Origin of the sequence: Winogradskyella sp. A3E31 (assembly GCF_046720935.1) — a bacterium.
Lineage (GTDB): Bacteria > Bacteroidota > Bacteroidia > Flavobacteriales > Flavobacteriaceae > Winogradskyella.
In genome coordinates this window covers 14,566-33,117 of the sequence record NZ_JBHNWH010000009.1, presented here as the reverse complement: position 1 = coordinate 33,117, position 18,552 = coordinate 14,566, and the positions used below count along the sequence as shown (strand labels likewise).

Here is an 18,552-nt window from a genome sequence, read left to right as displayed (position 1 = left end):
TTGAGGTTATGGGAGTTAATAATTACTAATTTTGAACCGATAACAATCATTTTTTGGAATGGTTTTGGTACTGAAAGGAATATGAGATTTTATAGTCTAATCATTTTATTATTTCCAGCTGTTTTTTACGGACAAGTAGATCCTGTTGAAAAGGATTCTACACAGGTGGGATATATTATTATCGAAGGTGACTCTATACCGACTACGGCCATTAGCCTTAATGAAGTGATTGTACTACCAAAACTTCAATTTAAAAATCGAGAAGAGCGTATTCGCTATTTAATTTTACAGCGTAAAACGATAAAGGTGTATCCTTATGCTAAACTAGCGGCTGAGCGCTTAACCGAGCTTCAAGAACGACTGAATTCTTTAGAGCGAAAAAGTCAAAAACGAAAATATGCCAAGATTATACAACGCTACATTGAAGATGAATTTTCGGCCGAATTAAAGAAACTAACACGGACAGAAGGTCAGATTTTAGTAAAATTGGTACACCGACAAACAGGGAAAACGACGTTTGAATTGATTAAACAACTTCGTAGTGGCTGGCGTGCCTTTTGGTTTAACAATACTGCAAGCTTATTTAATATTTCCTTAAAAGAAGAGTTTGATCCATTAACTAGTGAAGAAGATTTCCTTATTGAAGACATCTTAAGACGTAGTTTTCAAAATGGAAGGTTGATTCGTCAAGACCCTGCATTTGATATCGACTACTATGATTTAACGGACAAGTGGTTGGCCCTTTCTGACGTAAAAACTACAAATTAGTGGCCGTACAAACCAAATTGCAAGAACAACTTAATGCCTGGTCTCATGGTATTGGTGCTTTACTTGGCATCATTGGTTTAGTTTTACTAATTCTTGATGTAGACTCGTCGCAACCTTGGTATTTGTTTAGTGTTACTGTTTATGGTATCTCCATAATTATTTTGTTCTTGGCATCGACCTTATACCATTCAGTAGGGGAAGAAACCCTAAAATTTCGCTTCCGAATAGTTGACCATATCAGTATCTATTTACTGATTGCAGGTACTTACACACCAGTTTTATTGATTACTTTATCTGAAAGCTTAGGTTGGCCTTTATTTTATGCTGTTTGGGGAATAGCCATTTTTGGCGTCATTTTAAAACTATTCTTCACAGGGCGATTTGAAATATTTTCGACACTATTGTATTTAGTAATGGGCTGGTTGATTGTGTTTGATTATTCTACCCTATCAAGTTTAATGCACCACAATGGTATTTTATGGTTATTTGCTGGTGGTCTATTTTATACTGTAGGCATTGTATTCTATGCCTTTGAACGGATTCCATATAATCATGTGATTTGGCACTTTTTTGTTTTGGCAGGTGCTATTTGCCATTTTATGATGATATATTATTATGTTATATGAATACTTATAGCATAGATGTAATGCCGAAATAAACAGCAGATATAAATAGTAACAACAACCCAATCGCTAAAAATTTAATAGCCACTTTTACATTTTGAAATTTCCAAGCGGATATTTTTGAAATGATAAATATTTGTTCCCCTAACTGTTCAAATAATTTTTCTTCATCTAGACTTATGTTATAAAACGTTTTGGAAAAAGACTTAATATCCCCAAATTTTGAAATCACATCACCAAAAAAGAAAATATTTGGGTCGTAATTCCCTTCAATTTTTGGTATAAAACAACGCACACAATAAAACACTGAAATGGCTGTGGCTAACGACCAGAGTCCAATGAGGACATAGAATGCCATATCATGAGACGTTGTGTTGAGCACAACACTTGAGCTTTGATAAATAAAATTGAGGAATATGCCGTAAAACGATAAAATAAGACCAGCTTTGAGTTCACTTGCCTTTATTAAACTAGACAAATAATTCATGGTGCCCCAATAATGATCTACTAATTCTTCTGCATGGGGTGTTCTTGCAGCCGTATTTATGTCTTGGATTTTTTTGAGTTTCTCTTTATCTTCCATAGTTATGTTTTATTATTCCATGACCTGATAAATGGTCATTGGCTTTTCTTTATTTTTCAATTCTATATCACCTACTTTTTCGCACTGAAAGGATTCTTTTACTTGTTTATAACAGTTCTCACTGATAATAATCTGATTTTCCGTCGCAGCATCTTGAAGCCTTGCTGCTGTATTTACCGTGTCACCAATAACTGTATAGTCTAGACGTTTCAGACTTTCAGAGCCAATATTTCCAGAAATCATTTCGCCACTTTTAATACCTATTGAAAGTTTGGGCTGAAACTGTAATTCGTCTCCAAGCGGTGGGATATTTTTTATCTTTTCCACTACTGATAAAGCCGCGTCAATAGCTCTGTCTAAGTGATACTCTCCTTTAAAGACAGCCATAATTGCATCCCCAATAAATTTATCGATATGCCCTTTATGATTAATAATTTCCTTTACCATTTCATCAAAACAAGAATTGATCATTGTTACGACTGTATCCGGAGAGGCCTTTTCACTTATTGCAGTAAAACCGCAAATATCAATAAACATTACGGTGCCTTCAATAGTTTCATTATCTAAAATTTTAGCTTCAAACCCTTTATTGCCCATAAAATTAAGGACATTTTCATCCACATACATTTTAAGAATGTTGTTTTCCTTAATCGCTTGCAAGGTTTCTTTTAATTCTAGCGCGTGTTTTAAGGTTTTGTTTATGGTGAGCGTTAAGTCCTCGAAATTAATAGGTTTTGTAATAAAGTCGTACGCACCACGATTCATAGCAGTACGGATATTTTCCATATCGCCATAAGCGGATACGATTACTGATTTTATGAGTGGACTTAATTCGTGGAGTTCGGTTAAGAGTGTCAGCCCGTCCATTTCTGGCATGTTGATATCACTTAATACAATATCAATTTCTGGATGCTCACTAATTTTTTGTAGAGCCGTAACACCATTATCAGCAAAGAAAAATTCATATTCTTTTTCCCTGATTTTTTTTCTGAACTTTTGTTTAATAAGGACTTCTAAATCGGCCTCATCATCAACTACTAAAATCTTTGCCATCTTAAATATTCTGAATTAATTTTTCTTTTAATGCCTTAAAATCTACCGGTTTGGTTAGGAAGTCGTCAGCACCTAATTGTTTCGCCGTATTATAGTTTTCGTCATCACCATACGCTGTAACCATCATTACTACTGGTGGGGGTTCATTATAGTCTCTTTTAATCGTTTCTAAAAGTTGTAACCCACTCATGCCTGGCATATTGATGTCGGATAGTATGAGTACGGTTTCGTGATTAATTTCTTCCAAGACTTTTAAGGCCTCTTCACCAGAAAATGCGAATCTAAAGTCGAGCTCTCCTTTTCGGATTTCTTTTCTAAACCGTTGTTGAAACAGTATTTGTACATCTGTCTCGTCGTCTACTACTAATATTTTTGTCATATCACTAATTTTTTATTGGAAGTGTAATTGTGAATTCTGTAAATTCACCTTCTGTTGTGTTTACATTTAATTGTCCTCCATGATTTTTTATAATATCATAACTCATAGATAGTCCAAGGCCAGTCCCTTGTCCTGTAGGTTTAGTAGTAAAAAAGGGGTCAAATATATTTTTAAGTGCGGCTTTGGGAATTCCATTTCCATTATCCTTCACTTTTATAATAATCTCCGATTTTAATAATGATGTTGTTGCTGTTACAGTAGGTTTAAAACTCGTATCGCCTTTCTCTTTAAGTGATTGTTTCTTTTCGTTTACGGCATAAAAGGCATTAGTAAATAGATTCAAAATTACTCTGCCAATCTCTTGTGGTACCACATTAATGGGCTTTAAATCTTTCTCAAAATTTGTCACCAACTCTGCGTTAAAAGATTTGTCTTTAGCACGCAAACCGTGATAGGCTAAACGCATATATTCATCCGCCAACGTATTGATATCGGTTGATTCTTTTTCGCCTGAACTATTACGGCTGTGCTGCAACATTCCTTTTACGATAGAATCAGCACGTTTGCCATGGTGGTTAATCTTTTCTAAATTTTGCTTTACATCTGTAGCAATGGCTTTGGCTTCTTCTATATCGCCGTTGTCTAACTCTTCGTTCATTTCGTCAATAAGTTCATTACTGACCTCAGAGAAATTATTGACAAAGTTGAGTGGATTTTGAATTTCATGTGCAATACCAGCAGTCAATTCTCCTAAACTTGCCATTTTCTCGGATTGGATTAATTGTGCTTGAGTCGTCTTTAGATGCTCCAGAGATTGTTTTAGCTCTTCTGTTTGCTCATCAACCTTTTTTTGTAATTTTTCATTTTCTCGTTTCCATTCCTCCTGATGCCATGTCCCATCTTCTTCATCCATGCCTAAAGATCCATGCCAGTGTAATACTTTCCATTTCGATTCTTTGTAAACAAAAATTGTTGAGATTCTGAGGTTTAACTCTTTGGTGTTGTTATCTATATCATACCTCAATAAAATTTCGCTAACATTGAGCACAGTATTATCATCGCCAAGATCTCTTTTAAACACTGGAGTGATGTGGTAACTAAAATTCTTTAACTCCTTACGAGTGTCAATACCAACTTTTAATAATCGATTGAACTCTTCAAAGTTGGTAATATATTCATTTACGGTAGTTCCGTAACCCATAACATCCGGAAGAACAAAATCTTTTGAAATATTTATGGGTAAATCGCCAAGACATAATGCAACCCATTCTAAAAACTTCTTTTCTAATGCCTCTATTTTGCCTGTACTCATAACTATTTTACATTATAGGTAATTTTATAATAAAGCTTGTGCCTTTGTTTTCTTTTGTTTGAATGCTAATGTCGCCGCCATGTCCTTTTGTGATAATATCATAACTCATGCTTAAACCCAGGCCTGTGCCTTGACCAGTAGGTTTCGTCGTAAAAAAGGGCTGAAATATTTTGTCCTTTATATGCTCTGGGATACCATTGGCATTGTCGCTCACCGTTATTTCAATATCGCCTTTTTTCTGTTTTGTGGTGACGGAAACAGTTGGCTCATAGTTATCCTCTGAAGCTTTAGCGAAAGAGGATTTCTTTTCATCCACAGCATAAAAAGCATTGGTAAACAGGTTTAAAATCACACGACCAATGTCTTGTGGAATAATAGGTGCTTTGGGCAGTGATTCATCAAAATTGGTTTCTAATGTTGCATTAAACTGTTTGTTCTTAGCTCTAAGACCATGATACGCTAAGCGCATGTATTCGTCAGCTAATTTGTTGATATCGGTTGGTTCTTTTTTATCCCCACTGGCGCGACTGTGCTGAAGCATTCCTTTGACAATACCATCTGCACGTTGCCCGTGATGGTTTATTTTTTCTAAATTCTGAATGACATCATCCATTATGGCTTTGACCTCTTCAAAATCACCATTTTCGATCTCTTCCGCCATTTCTTCTAAAAGCTCTTTACTGACTTCAGAGAAGTTATTAACGAAATTTAATGGGTTCTGTATTTCATGCGCTATGCCAGCCGTCAATTCACCCAAACTCGCCATTTTTTCGGATTGTATTAATTGTTTTTGAGTAGTTTGGAGGTCGGACAATGTTTTTTCTAAGCGTTTCTTTTCTTCAAATAGTGCTTTTGATTGCACCTCTTTTTCCTGAAGATCCATAAAACGGATATATGCATGCTCAAAAACTTTGGCAAAGCGAATGAGGATATCTTTTTCATTTTCAGAAGGCATTAATCCTGAATACGACGGAATAAGAAGTGCTGAGTACTTACTCCACGCAAAAGACAATGTGTGGTGTTTTCTATTAAGAATATCTTTTTTGGCTTCATCAGGGAAGTGTTTGTAGTCACTATGCTCGAACGCATGCTCAAAAAAGGAATTCTTCTCTTCAATGCTATATGCTTTAGAGAACCATTGATCTCCTTTATTTTTTGATGCCCAAGCTTCCTTTAAAATAACATGATCAAAGTAGGGGAGGAGAAACTTCCCTGAGCTTTCTGAGTCTGGTGTTGCAATCCAGTGTAATACATCTTTTGAATCTGGGAAATACGTACAAATCACCACACCACCCAAATCTAAAATAACATCGAGCTCTTGCAGTTTCTCTGCAATTAACTGTACCACCTCATTCAGTTCGTTTGGTTGTTGCATTGATAGAGAGCGTGACCTCACTTTTTCTAAGGCCGCTTCAATTTGGGCGTCTCTTGCTTGTTTTTCAGCTTTTTGTAAATCGAGAAACCGTTGGTACGCTCTACCAAATTCATTGGCAAATTTTATAACAATCTGTTCTTCTTCTTCAGTGGCTGGACGAATTTGGTTCATCCCTATATAACCAAAAGGGTGTTTTCCTGCGGTGTGATAAATACCATCGGGATAATCTTCTTGTGTGATACGCGAACTTTTAGGCATTGAGGCAAAGGATTCATGAAAAACGTTCCAGACTTCAGGTAGTTGCTCTTTTGGAAAGTGAAGTTTATTTATAGAACTGGCTTTGTCAGCTTTCCACTTATCAACCGTTTCTTTCCAATTATCCATGGCATCCAAGGCAACAGTCTGTTCCCCAAAACTTCTATTACCAAATTTTCCCGTTTCGCGGAAGGTAAAGGTGTTGTTTTCAAGATCTAAAACTGTCATATGTGTGCTCATTGGTACAATGTCCAGAATATCAAACTGCTCGCAGAGAACGGATAATACTTCATCCAGTTCTTCTGAATTTTGCATGGACATGGCTTTGGCACGCACACGTTCTAAGGATGCTTCAATCTGAGCCTCACGTGCTTGAGCTTCTGCACGTTTAAGGTCTAAAAATCGAGTATAAGCTTGTTCAAAGACTTTAGTGAATCTTAAAAGAATATCCGTGTTTTCAAGAGGTTTAAGTGACGAGATTAGAACATAACCATGTTCAAAAGACGCACCATAATCAATTTCCCAAGGAGGCGCTTCTGGCATTGGGGCATCTCTAGATTCTAAATCCTTGAGAGCAATTTGTGCAGATGGTAAATCAAAAATATCTTTAAAGTGTTGCTCTATAAAGTCACCTGGGATTTCAATTGAAAATAATTCTGCACCCTTTTTCCATTGGTCATAGCGGTATTGATGGATGTAGTCTAAATCTATGGGTACAATAAATGGAGTTACCATACCAGCACCAGGAATACTATGCCATTGTTCTACATGACCCTCATGTTTATCACAAAAAACGATACCCGTTGCAAATAAATCTTCGCCAAAATTTCGTAATTGGTTAAACATTTCGGTTGTAACGGCTCCAAAATCATCAGTGCTTTGCATACCCATTGATTGCGAGCGTACACGCTCTAAAGCCGCTTCAATTTGAGCCTCGCGTGCTTGAGCTTCTGCTTTCTTTAGATCTAAGAAACGAGTATAGGTTTGCTCAAAGACTTTACCGAAACGTTTAAAGATATCGTGAGCTTTGGCTACAGCTTCATAAGTGATAAACATCACATAACCATATTCAAAATATACAATATGAAATATTTGAAAGGTTGGTAATGCAATACCTTTTGAATCAAAATCTTTAAAAATATCTCCAACTATAGGGAGCTCTGTCATAAACTCATAATGTTTTACAAGCTCTTTACCACCTAGTTCATGAATATAAAAGGGTTCATCAGTTTTAAGTGGGTTATAAAAATCATAACCCTCTCCAATAGTTGGTAGGGAAAATCCCTTTTGAATTTCACCTTCACTACTCATATTGCACCAAGCACTCTTTTTACTATCATCTTCCCAAATACAGTAGCCTGCACTCCAAGCAGGTATACCTAGTGCCTGAACTTCTAAAAATAAGGTATTAGCTGCTTCTGGTAGTTCAGAACTAGTCTGCATAGCCATAGTTCGTGAGCGCACTTTTTCCAAGGCAGCTTCAATTTGAGCTTCCCTTGTTTGTGCTTCTGACTTTTGAAGGTCAAGAAACCTAATATAAGCTTGATTAAATACTTTTGCAAAACGAATAAGAATGCTATTGTCTTCTTTAGAGTATGGAACCTCTGTATAACGTACAATTTGAATACTACTGTTTTTAGAGAAAGAGATGGACGTTGTTTTGGCCGGTGACTCCTGCATCAGTTTTTTTAAGGGTTTCGGAATGTCTGTTTCTGAAATTAAAAAATCGATATACTCTTTTTTTACCTCTCCAGAAAATGTGCCTTGGTAAAGTTCAGGCCGTTCTGCAATGGCCTTATTGTACTGTCGTTGAATCTTAGTAGAATCGGTATATGGAATTAGCAAAGGTTCTGTAAATGTAGATCCACCAACCCAAACTTCATAAGGAGTGGCTGGTTTAATTTCTCCACTCATCCCAATGACATGAATTTCTAAGCCTAAACTTTTCATTTGTTCGTAGACTGCATTGGCAACTTCCTGCATTTCAGTACTTTTATGCATAGCCATACTACGTGAACGAACACGTTCCAAGGCAGCTTCAATTTGAGCTTCCCTTGTTTGTGCTTCGGCTTTTTGTAAATCTTTAAATCTTTTGTAAGCCAAGTCAAATACTTGAGAAGCTTTATTTAGAACAATTTTTGTGTCGGTTGAAGCAGGAGAGTGTGTGACCAATAGAAGTGATCCGTCAGAAAAATCAGAAAAATTCCAATATTCTGAATGCTCAGATAATCTTCTGTTATTGACAAAACCGACTCTTCTTTCCGCAATTGTTGGGGCGTGTTTAAGCATCACTTGCTGCCAATCTTCCGCCATTTTCTTGTCAAATTCAATTGTATATTCCGATTCTTGGGAATTATACTTCTTCATCATGTGTTTAATCTGATCAGTTGCATCGACTGGAAATAATACACGGGCTAATACAATCTCGCCGCTTTCTCCAGGCGGTCTTACTGCGGCAATTGATTCAAATGTTGAATCACCTTCTTGATAAAGGTGCACTACACTTGCTTCTAAATCGAGTTGACCTAATGAATCAATTTGTCGACGGATTTCTGTAATCACATCCATAATCTCATTAGAATCCCTCATTGCAAGTGCCCTGCTTCGAATGCGTTCCATGGCAACTTCGATTTGTGCCTCCCTAGCTTGTGCTTCTGATTTTTGTAGGTCTAGGAATCGCGTATAGGTCTGCTCAAAGACTTTTGTAAAGCGTTGTAAGATATCTTTTTCCTCATTAGTGGCTTTAGTGGTATTTGATTTACTGATGCAACCATATTTATGATTGGCATCTAACATCTCAAAATGTTCTAATTTTAATTTATCTTGTATTTTTCCAAAATAATTAGAGTTAGTCACCTCGTCACACACCTGCATAAAGTTGTCCACATCCGACTTAGTGGGGAAGGTGATATAGGAAAAAGGTTCACCGTTCTTCCATGATTTTACACTCGTATCCTTAAAAAGTGCACTTGGCATTTTAAAGTATTTGGTTTCATTATGGATTCCTTTTAACGGGGAAAACCAAACGTCAACAGCTTCTTCTTCCAAATAAAAAATGGTTATCCAAGCCTGAATAAATTCAATCTTTAAAGTTTTGAGTTGATCAAAATACACTAAAACAACATCGGAAATATCTTCTGTTTTATGCATTGCCATAGTAGCTGCTCTCAATCTTTCTAAAGAAGCTTCGATTTGTGCCTCTCTAGCTTGATGTTCGGCTTTCTGTAAATCTTCAAACCTTTTATAAGCCAAATCGAATGCTGCCCCCATTTTGGTGAGAATGGTTTCCATTTCTTCCGAAGGCGGATTTAATAAATCGATGGCTAACTTTCCGTTATTCAGTTTTTTTACTGTATGGTATAAACGTTTTAACTGTGTTTTTTCTATAAAATCCTCAACTTCATCTGCAATCTCATTTTTCTCCATATCCCGGAGCCATTTCATGAGTCTTTTGAAGCCTTTTTCATCTTGTATCTCGACGAAATAATTTTCTTGGTTTTCCCAAACCCGTTTTATATAAAAATGTGGATCTGTTTTTTTGAGTTTAAAAGTGACATCAAATGGGACTTCAGAATAATTATCTTCATCTTCAAGAGAGGATAAATCCCACATTCTTACTTTATCATCGCCTTCACTTAGGAAAATGGAAGCAGCAACGACATCAGGAATGTCTAGACCCATGACTTCGTCTTTCAGTTTAGTAACGACTTCTAAAATCTCTTCAGATTTATGCATTGCAAGCGCTTTGGCTCTTACACGTTCTACAGCTAAATTAATTTGAGCTGTACGTGTTTGGGCTTCTGCTTTTTGAAGGTCAAGAAAGCGCGTATAGGTTTGATCAAATGCCTTGGTAAATCGTTTAAATATGTGTATTGCTTCCGGATTGTGGTCAAGGGTAATGAACATTAAATGTCCATAAGAGAAAAAGCCACAATGGGTCACTTGAAACTTAGGTAAATCAAATCCAGCTTCTACGAATCCACGCATGACATCGCCAACGATTGGAAGTTTATCCATATAGCGATACGTTTGCTCAAGTGATTTGCCTTTGGACTCAAACACTATAAAATCCTCACCTTGTCTTTTTGCATCGCGAATAGTGGTAAAGAAAACATCTTCTGTAAGCGGAATTGGCATCGGGGTTCCCAATTTACCGTCAGGTCCGGGGTTGTAGCCCATAAAATAGCTATCGTCATCGTACCAGATACTGAATCCACAAGACCAAAGCTCGATACCAAGACTATTAATTTGTTCAAAAAGCAATTCTGCGACTTCCCATAACTCATCACTATGGTGCATTGCCATACTTCTGGATCGTACTTTTTCCAATGCGGTTTCAATCTTGGCCTCCCTTGTTTGGACTTCTGCTTTTTGAAGGTCGAGGAAACGTGTGTAGGCTTGTTCGAAAACTTTGGCAAATCGTTTAAGAATAGTATTGGTTTCATTCGAAAATATGTGACCATGATGACTTATGATGAAGATGCAACTGTTTTCGGAAACAGCGCATGATCTCGTATATCCACCTTTACGAGACAATACTTCTTTTTGATGTGTCTTGGTGGTGGAATTAAAAGGAGGAATTTCAAAAAGCCTCGTTAAGAAATCTATTTTTTCATCTTGCGTAAATTGTTCAGTGAAAAATCCAGGTCCTTTTTGAATGCCCTCTATGATTTCCGTATAAATAGGAACGTCCATATAAGGGATTTCAATCTGTTGGATATAGTCCGCTGTACCACCTGACCCCCAACATTTTAATGTGTCTTGAATGTCTTCATTGATTCCAATAAACACACCACCACTTATTTCTATGTCTAGTTGCGTAAATTGTTGATGTACGGTATTAATAACATCTTGTAATTCTGAAGTATGATGCATTGCCATACTTCTGGAACGAACACGTTCTAAAGCTGCTTCAATTTTCGACTCTCTGGCTTGGGCTTCTGCTTTTTGAAGATCCAAGAATCTGGTGTAGGTCTGTTGAAATGCCTTGGCAAATCTTATCACCAAATTCTGTTCTGCTTTTTTCAATACCTTATCTCCAACAATCAGAAGATAGCCCTGCTTAAAATTGAATATATGTATTTTTAGACGATCAGGTGAAATAGCCAGTAATTGCTCGGCAGAAATCGGGAAATTTTTACTTCTTTCAGCAATAAAGGTTTGATGTTTTATAGTTTCCTCTTCATTTAATTCAATGACAAGTGAAGAATCTTCATTCTTCCAACTCTTAACAATGGATTTCATTATAGAAGTTTTATCATGTGGCATCTCTACTGGATGCTGCCTAATACTTCCATCGGCAGGATTTACTCCATAACTATAGCCAATTTTTGAATCTTCATTAAAAAGTACATAGCCCGTTGTAAGATTATTTATCCCGAGTTTATTTAGTTCCTTGTAAAGTAATGCTCCTGCCTCCAATAGTTCATCACTTTTCTGCATTGCCATGGTGCGCGAACGTACACGCTCTAATGCTGCTTCAATCTGGGCTTCTCTGGCTTGTGCTTCCGATTTTTGAAGATCTAAAAACCTAATGTAAGCTTGGTTAAATACTCTTGAAAACCGCTTTACAATATCTATTTCGTGTTCTGTTAAGCTCTTTCCCTCAAAATCATTGACATTAAAAACCACATATTCTGAGGTTACCATTGTGATAGAGTACGATGTACTATTAAAGATCATACTCAAAATATCTTCTGGTAAGTCTTTAAATTCAGAAGTTTTATCGAGTACGTATTTATAAAAATTATTTTTTACTGTTTTCGTATAATGACCTACAAAGACATCAGCTTCATTGTCAAATGCATTACATATATCCTTAGATATTTTATTATTAAAATAGGGTAATCGGTAATTGGTGATAACTAAACCTTCTTCATTTTCACCACACACATAAGCGTCAAGGTCCTTGGACCCATTTATTTTGATACCAATCCCTACAGCTGTTGCAGGTATTTGTAATTCTTTTAATTTCTCGAAAACAATACTTATTACTTCTTTAAACTCTTCGCTTTTATGAACAGCTAATGAACGTGAACGTACTTTTTCCAAAGCTGCTTCGATTTGTGCTTCCCTAGCTTGTGCTTCTGCTTTTTTAAGATCGAGGAAGCGTGTGTATGCTTGCTCAAAGACCTTAGCAAAGCGTTTAAATATGGCTTCATTTTTATAAGGTTCAGTAGTAATGACTAATAAATAGCCATATTTAAAATAAGCAGCATGCCACTTTTGCCATTTTGGAAAAGCCATACCATTATCTAGCATACCCTGAAAAATAGGTTGCACATCAGTAACTGTGAGCATATACTTATAATGATCCTTTAGCGCTTTACCACCTTTTTCAATCGAAACTATTTCCAAATCTTTCTTCCAGCCTTGATACATTTGTTTATGGGTTGGATCTACTGTATTGGGAATCTTTAGTTGTGGCATGATACCTTTTTCATTAGCAAACCAGAACTCATCAACATCAGAATCTTTTTCGCAGAAACCAAAGCCTGTACCCCAAAGTTCACCACCCAAACTTTTAAGTTGCTCAAAAAGTACAAATGCGACATCTCCAATTTCCTCACTTTTGTGCATGGCCATCGAGCGACTTCTAACCCTTTCTAAAGCAGCTTCAATCTGTGCTTCTCTGGCTTGAGCTTCGGCTTTTTGAAGATCTAAGAAGCGTGTGTAGGTTTGCTCAAATACTTTGGCAAATCGTTTAAAAATATCGTGAGCTTCTGGATAAGATTCTAGCGTGATAAACAATAGGAATCCATGAGTAAAAAAAGCGCAATGATTAATTTGAGATTTTGGTAATTGCGTTCCTGATTCTTCGATGCCTTTCAGTACATCTTTAACCACCGGAAGCGTTTTCATGTACTTATATGTTTGGGCAAGTGACTTACCAGAAGCCTCAAAAACCATAAAATCTTTACCACTTTTTTTTGCTTTATGTATTTTCTTAAAAAAGGGATCGTCGGTTGATGGTATTCTGTAAGGAGCAGTAATATCACCAGAAGGAGTAGGATTGTACCCTATAAACGAGGTGTCGTTTTCCTCCCAAATATTAAAACCGCTTGTCCAGGTTTCAATTCCTAAATCATTAATTTGTTTAAAAAGTAAGGCTGCAGTTTTGGCCAATTCATCACTATGTTGCATGGCCATGGTTCGTGCTCTCACCCGTTCTAACGCTAGTTCTATTTCAGATTCCCTGGCTTGTTTTTCTGCCTTTTGAAGGTCGAGGAAACGCGTGTAGGTTTGCTCAAACACTTTTGCAAATCGCTTAAAAATATCATATGAATCAGGGACATGTTCTCTCGTTATAAATAACAGATAACCATATTTAAAATAAACCACATGATCTATTTGATAGGTTGGGAAACCGTTATTCGTTTCCTTTAAGGTCTTTAATACATCACCAATAACTGGTAGTGAGCTCATATATTCGTAATGAGTTACACAGTCGTTACCAGAAAACTCTTGAATAAAAAGTGTTTCTCCTTTTTGACCTTTGTCGTAATATTCTTTAAATATACCTTCTCTCGGTACTGTATAGGTATGTAAAACACCAGCTTCATTGCCAAACCATTCCGTTGATTCTTTTTCTCCATAAATATTAAAGGCACAACCCCAAGTTTTAATACCCAATGCTCTTACTTGTTGATCTAATAAAAAAGAGGCTTCTTGCAATTCATCACTATGTTGCATAGCCATGGTACGACTTCGTACTTTTTCTAAAGCCAATTCTATTTGGGTCTCTCTAGCTTGCTTTTCTGCTTTTTGAAGATCGAGGAAACGTTGATGAGCCAAATCAAAAGCACCTGCAAATTTTACCAATATATCTATATCCGACTTTGGTGGTTTTTTAACCACTCCAGGTAAACTGTACCCAATTTCACCATGAGATGTGCGTGCCATTATAAAAGTTAAGCCACCAATATGCTTAATATCATCGTGGGTTGGTGCTTGTGGATCTATATTTTTAAAATTCCCTAAAGCCACCATTTTATCCACATAATCTATTGCTTCATCTACATCCATGGCATACACAACGGTTGGCTTTTTACTTTTTTCCCATTTGGCCAATTGAGGAATGTCACCATGCATATGTCTTGGCAATTCCATTACAAAACCAATCTTGCTACCGTCGCCAGAGGTCATGGCTTTTTCATAGGTTTCTGGTAACCACATCATGTGCCAAAAGTAATGTGCTTCGTGACCTAGGTTAATAAATTCATTACGCATAGTCACCACGATGTCCAGCAAATCTGAAGACGCTTTCATGGCTACGGCTTGCGCGCGAATACGTTCTAAAGCAGTTTCTACTTCTAGTTCCCGATTTTTTTCTTCGAGTTCTTTTGTCCGCCTTTTTATGGCTTCTTTCAATTCAAGATTTTCCGCGTTTACCTTATCAAACCCTATAGTTTCACCTTCATCAGTTTTAGAATCTGTTGTTGAAAAATGTTGGTAAACAAAACGCCATCCTTTTTTAGTTTCTTTTAAGGCGTTAGTAAAACGGAATCGCCCGTAATAGGTATAATCATCACCATTTTTAAACCAGGCATCGAACAAATGGGTTACAATTACCAGTCCTTCAAATTCTTCTATGATTTTATTCTCATTTCGTAAATCACATTTTCCAGCCAACTGGTCAGCTGTAGCTTTAAAGAAATCTGTTGTATCTTTTTTGTTTAAAAACTCCTCATTATCAGTTGAGCCAATAAAATGGTAGTCTTTACACAGAAATGATTCATAGGTTTTAACATCACCATTTAAGTAACTATGCAGCCATGTGTCGTACACGTTCCAAATATCTGATTCTATTTTTTTGGTCAACTTCATGTCTTAGTAGTTATTGGTAATACAATGACGAATTCTGTACCTGCCTGTCCGGTAGGCAGGCCTTCTTTTTCTTTGGTGGTTACTTTAATTTCTCCACCGTGCGCTTTTATTATATCGTAACTTAGTGATAATCCCAGACCAGTACCTTGTCCCGTAGGTTTGGTTGTAAAAAAGGGTTGGAATATCTTATCCAAAACTTGTTTCGGGATTCCACCACCGTTATCGGTAACAGATATTTCGACTCCCAAGTCACTATTTTTGGTGGATACGACTACTTTAGGGCTGTAATCGACTTCTGGTGTTGACTTTTTCTTGTCGTTACAGGCATGAAACGCATTGGTAATAAGGTTTAAGACGACACGACCAATATCTTGGGGTACAATTTTCAATGGGTTAATAGAATCATCAAAATGAGTTTCTAAGGCAACATTAAAAGATTTATCCTTTGCCCTTAACCCATGATATGCCAAGCGTAAATATTCATCAGTTAGTTGATTGATATCAGTGCGTTCTTTTTCTCCAGAATTAGTCCGGCTGTGCTGCAGCATTCCTTTAACAATACCATCGGCACGTTGGCCATGATGTAGTATTTTATCTAAATTTTGGATGACGTCTTTGGCAATGGCATCTACTTCTTCCATATCACCGTTTTGTAACTCTTCGAGCATTTCTTCAAGAAGTTCTTTACTGACTTCACTAAAATTATTGACAAAGTTTAGAGGATTCTGAATTTCGTGAGCAATACCAGCAGTCAACTCACCGAGACTTGCCATTTTCTCAGCCTGTACCAATTGTGCTTGTGCAGCTTTTAGATCTTCTAGGGATTTACTCAGTGCTTTATTAGAATCTTCAATGACCGCACGTTTCTGTTCTAATTCTTCAATCGTTTCTTCCAATAAAATGGCTGTGGTACGCTTTACTTTATTGGTTCTCTCTAATTTGAATTCTGAAATGGTTAAATCCTTATCAGCACTTTTTAGGGATTTTAATAAAGCGGTTTTATCATCTTCAGAAAGATGGTCTGAGTTTTCAATAAATTCTTGAATATGTTGTAGGTGTTGATTCATGCTTTTTCTTTAAGTGTTACCCAACAACAGGCTCCTCCATGAAAATTTTGTCTTCCGTTTAAAACCCGTCCAAACTCACCATAGGTAAAAAAGCCTGCCATTGGCGTGTCCCATAATTTGGCGAGACCTTCGTTTTCATCGGTGACTAAAGGACCAAGAATCGGTTTTCTACCGCCACAAGAAAATATTAAAAGCGCATCTGCGTCCGTACCTAATTCTGTTTTTAACTGGTCAGCTTTTTCAATGACCTCTTCAACAATATCGAATTCTGGTGGTTGGGTAAACCAAAATTTTGTGCCTTCTGGCATAGGGTTGTCCATAACCAGTGCATTTGCTTCGCGGTCAATTCTCGTTGGTGTTTTTATGACAGTTTCATTGTTATCCCGTTCTACGAGGAATGGATATTCTATTGATACATCCTCAAAAATCTTAAAACCCTTTTCGTTAAGTTTATCTGTCTTGCCCAGATATTTCAAGTATAGTTCTAAAGCGGATTTCCCATCTATTTCGTACAGAAATTTGCCTTCACTTTTTGTAACAGTTCTTGCAATTCCCATAGGTTTCCAGCCTGTAATGGCCATTCCTTTTAGGGAAATTTTATCTCCGTTTAACACTATGGCAACTATTCCATAATTGGATTCTTCTGTGTTGGTGAAAACAAAGGTTTCTTTTAGCGCCCAATCATCGCCTGCCATACCACCAAAAAATATTTTATCCTCGCCAAGCTGCTTCTCTAAACTTTTTACCAATTTTTCTCCTTCAAAATGTTCTCCTTTTTGGTTGATGCCTGGACCACAGACGATAAGTGATGGATTCGTAAATTGTTTTAGGGCACTGCTTGCCAACTTAGAAACGGCATTATCCATATTTCCGTCTTCCATAGTTTCAAACAAAATGGTATAGTGCTCCTTATCTAATTCTAAAAGTAAAATGGCAATTTCTCCTTCAGTCTGATGGCCATTAATAAATTCACCACAGGATGTCGCACCAAAGACCTCAATATTTTTAGAATCCATTAGTTCACAAATGGCTTTTCTGTCTTGTTTTACTGAAATAAAAACAATGGCAATCGTGGGTGCAAAGCCATCTGCTAAACTATTGTTTAGTACTTGTTTGATTTCCTCTGTTGATTCACCCGTTATTGACTTAGATCTCATATCTTATTTTTCTTTTAAAGCCACCACGCAGCAGGTATTGTTATGAAACTCGTGTTTGCCAGTTTGTGACTTTCCAAACTCACCGTAGGTAAAAAAACCAAGCATAGGCGCATCCCAAACTTGTTGTACTTTTTCTATTTCTTCACTTAAAAGCAACCCAAATGAGAGATGTCTGCTTATGCAAGAAAACATGATTAATGCATCTGCTTGTTCTATGTGTTGGTTTCGTAACTCGTTGCATTCGTCCACTACTTTTTCAATAACATCAAAATCTGGCGGTAATGAGAACTTTATTTTCGACCCTTGGGGCACATGACCAGCACAAATGAGTGATCGGTCTTGCTGATTCGCAAACATGGCGGTTCTCATAACAGGTACTGATCCTTCACGTTCCATTTGAAGGGGATAGTATGCACCTATTTGTGTCACAATTTCTTTATCTCCACTAAAATCTACTTCTGTTCCAAGATATTTCATAATCACATCTAAAGCAGGTTTATCATCTATAGTGTAAACGATATTGCCTTCGCTTTTAGTAATCGTTTTAGACGTCCCAATGGGCTTCCATCCGCAAGTAGCGATGCCCTTAACATCAATTTTATCTTGATTTAGAATTAAGCCCAAAAGCCCATGTGTACTTTCATTTTTAGAATCAAAAACTAAAGGGCCTTCGAGCTTAAGGTCATCTCCAGCCATACCGCCAAATATGGTTACCTCGTTACCAAAGCCTTCAATAAGACCATCGACTATATTTTCACCATCTTCAGTGAGCCATCCAGAGAGGACTAAAAATGCTGGGTTCTTAAAAGTGGATTTACCTTCGATACCAAGTTGTTTTGCGTTTTCATAGGTTGATTGATCTGCTGTTTCATAAAACATCAACTTAAAATGCTCCGGGTTTATATTGATTAGCATAATAGCCACACTCCCTTCTTCAATATCACCATCTATAAATTCGCCAGAAGTTGTGGACCCAAAAATTGCAATTTCTTTCTCACCCAATACATTTCTAATCGTCTTCCAATCTTGTATTATTGAGGAGAAAACGATGGCTAATGTAGGTTTAAAACCATCAGACATTGCGTTCTCAATTTTCGCTATAATAGCTTCAGTCGAGTGAGCTTTAATTGTTTTTGAAATCATTTATTGAAGAC

The 18,552-nt window shown here is 36.8% G+C and carries 10 protein-coding genes; 2 read left to right on the top strand and 8 right to left on the bottom strand.

Features of this window, described 5'->3' with window-relative positions:
• Positions 1-81 precede the first annotated feature (81 nt).
• On the top strand, positions 82-768 hold the full coding sequence (locus ACFEMA_RS12015) for a DUF4294 domain-containing protein (protein ID WP_411768454.1): 687 nt from the start codon (positions 82-84) through the stop codon (positions 766-768).
• Positions 768-1,394, top strand: a complete 627-nt coding sequence (gene trhA / locus ACFEMA_RS12010; protein WP_411768453.1) for a PAQR family membrane homeostasis protein TrhA — start codon at positions 768-770, stop codon at positions 1,392-1,394. The genes ACFEMA_RS12015 and trhA overlap by 1 nt, the downstream gene beginning before the upstream one ends.
• Positions 1,395-1,398: 4 nt before the next feature.
• Here the strand turns inward: trhA and ACFEMA_RS12005 are convergent, their stop codons facing one another.
• The 8 genes from ACFEMA_RS12005 to ACFEMA_RS11970 are packed head-to-tail and all read right to left on the bottom strand — an operon-like array spanning position 1,399 to position 18,541.
• Positions 1,399-1,974 (bottom strand): Pycsar system effector family protein, encoded by a 576-nt coding sequence (locus ACFEMA_RS12005; protein WP_411768452.1) that lies wholly within the window; start codon positions 1,972-1,974, stop codon positions 1,399-1,401.
• Between the two features lie 12 nt (positions 1,975-1,986).
• A complete protein-coding gene (locus tag ACFEMA_RS12000; protein WP_411768451.1) occupies positions 1,987-3,027 on the bottom strand; it encodes an adenylate/guanylate cyclase domain-containing protein in 1,041 nt (346 codons plus the stop codon).
• A gap of 1 nt (position 3,028) precedes the next feature.
• Complete coding sequence (locus ACFEMA_RS11995) at positions 3,029-3,406, bottom strand: response regulator (RefSeq protein WP_411768450.1); 378 nt, start codon at positions 3,404-3,406, stop codon at positions 3,029-3,031.
• 4 nt (positions 3,407-3,410) lie between these two features.
• Positions 3,411-4,718, bottom strand: coding sequence for an ATP-binding protein (locus ACFEMA_RS11990; protein ID WP_411768449.1), 1,308 nt, complete (start codon positions 4,716-4,718; stop codon positions 3,411-3,413).
• 7 nt (positions 4,719-4,725) lie between these two features.
• Positions 4,726-15,174, bottom strand: coding sequence for an ATP-binding protein (locus ACFEMA_RS11985; RefSeq protein WP_411768448.1), 10,449 nt, complete (start codon positions 15,172-15,174; stop codon positions 4,726-4,728).
• Positions 15,171-16,241 (bottom strand): sensor histidine kinase, encoded by a 1,071-nt coding sequence (locus tag ACFEMA_RS11980; RefSeq protein WP_411768447.1) that lies wholly within the window; start codon positions 16,239-16,241, stop codon positions 15,171-15,173. The genes ACFEMA_RS11985 and ACFEMA_RS11980 overlap by 4 nt, the downstream gene beginning before the upstream one ends.
• Complete coding sequence (locus tag ACFEMA_RS11975) at positions 16,238-17,398, bottom strand: FIST signal transduction protein (protein WP_411768446.1); 1,161 nt, start codon at positions 17,396-17,398, stop codon at positions 16,238-16,240. The genes ACFEMA_RS11980 and ACFEMA_RS11975 overlap by 4 nt, the downstream gene beginning before the upstream one ends.
• Before the next feature lie 3 nt (positions 17,399-17,401).
• Complete coding sequence (locus ACFEMA_RS11970; RefSeq protein ID WP_411768445.1) at positions 17,402-18,541, bottom strand: FIST signal transduction protein; 1,140 nt, start codon at positions 18,539-18,541, stop codon at positions 17,402-17,404.
• Positions 18,542-18,552: the final 11 nt, after the last annotated feature.

Bases quoted from the DNA above. Each gene is read 5' to 3' on its own strand.
- ACFEMA_RS11985 (WP_411768448.1), bottom strand. From the start codon at position 15,174: ATGAAGTTGACCAAAAAAATAGAATCAGATATTTGGAACGTGTACGAC.
- ACFEMA_RS12015 (WP_411768454.1), top strand. From the start codon at position 82: ATGAGATTTTATAGTCTAATCATTTTATTATTTCCAGCTGTTTTTTAC.
- ACFEMA_RS11995 (WP_411768450.1), bottom strand. From the start codon at position 3,406: ATGACAAAAATATTAGTAGTAGACGACGAGACAGATGTACAAATACTG.
- ACFEMA_RS11970 (WP_411768445.1), bottom strand. From the start codon at position 18,541: ATGATTTCAAAAACAATTAAAGCTCACTCGACTGAAGCTATTATAGCG.
- ACFEMA_RS12005 (WP_411768452.1), bottom strand. From the start codon at position 1,974: ATGGAAGATAAAGAGAAACTCAAAAAAATCCAAGACATAAATACGGCT.
- ACFEMA_RS11990 (WP_411768449.1), bottom strand. From the start codon at position 4,718: ATGAGTACAGGCAAAATAGAGGCATTAGAAAAGAAGTTTTTAGAATGG.
- ACFEMA_RS11980 (WP_411768447.1), bottom strand. From the start codon at position 16,241: ATGAATCAACACCTACAACATATTCAAGAATTTATTGAAAACTCAGAC.
- ACFEMA_RS11975 (WP_411768446.1), bottom strand. From the start codon at position 17,398: ATGAGATCTAAGTCAATAACGGGTGAATCAACAGAGGAAATCAAACAA.
- ACFEMA_RS12000 (WP_411768451.1), bottom strand. From the start codon at position 3,027: ATGGCAAAGATTTTAGTAGTTGATGATGAGGCCGATTTAGAAGTCCTT.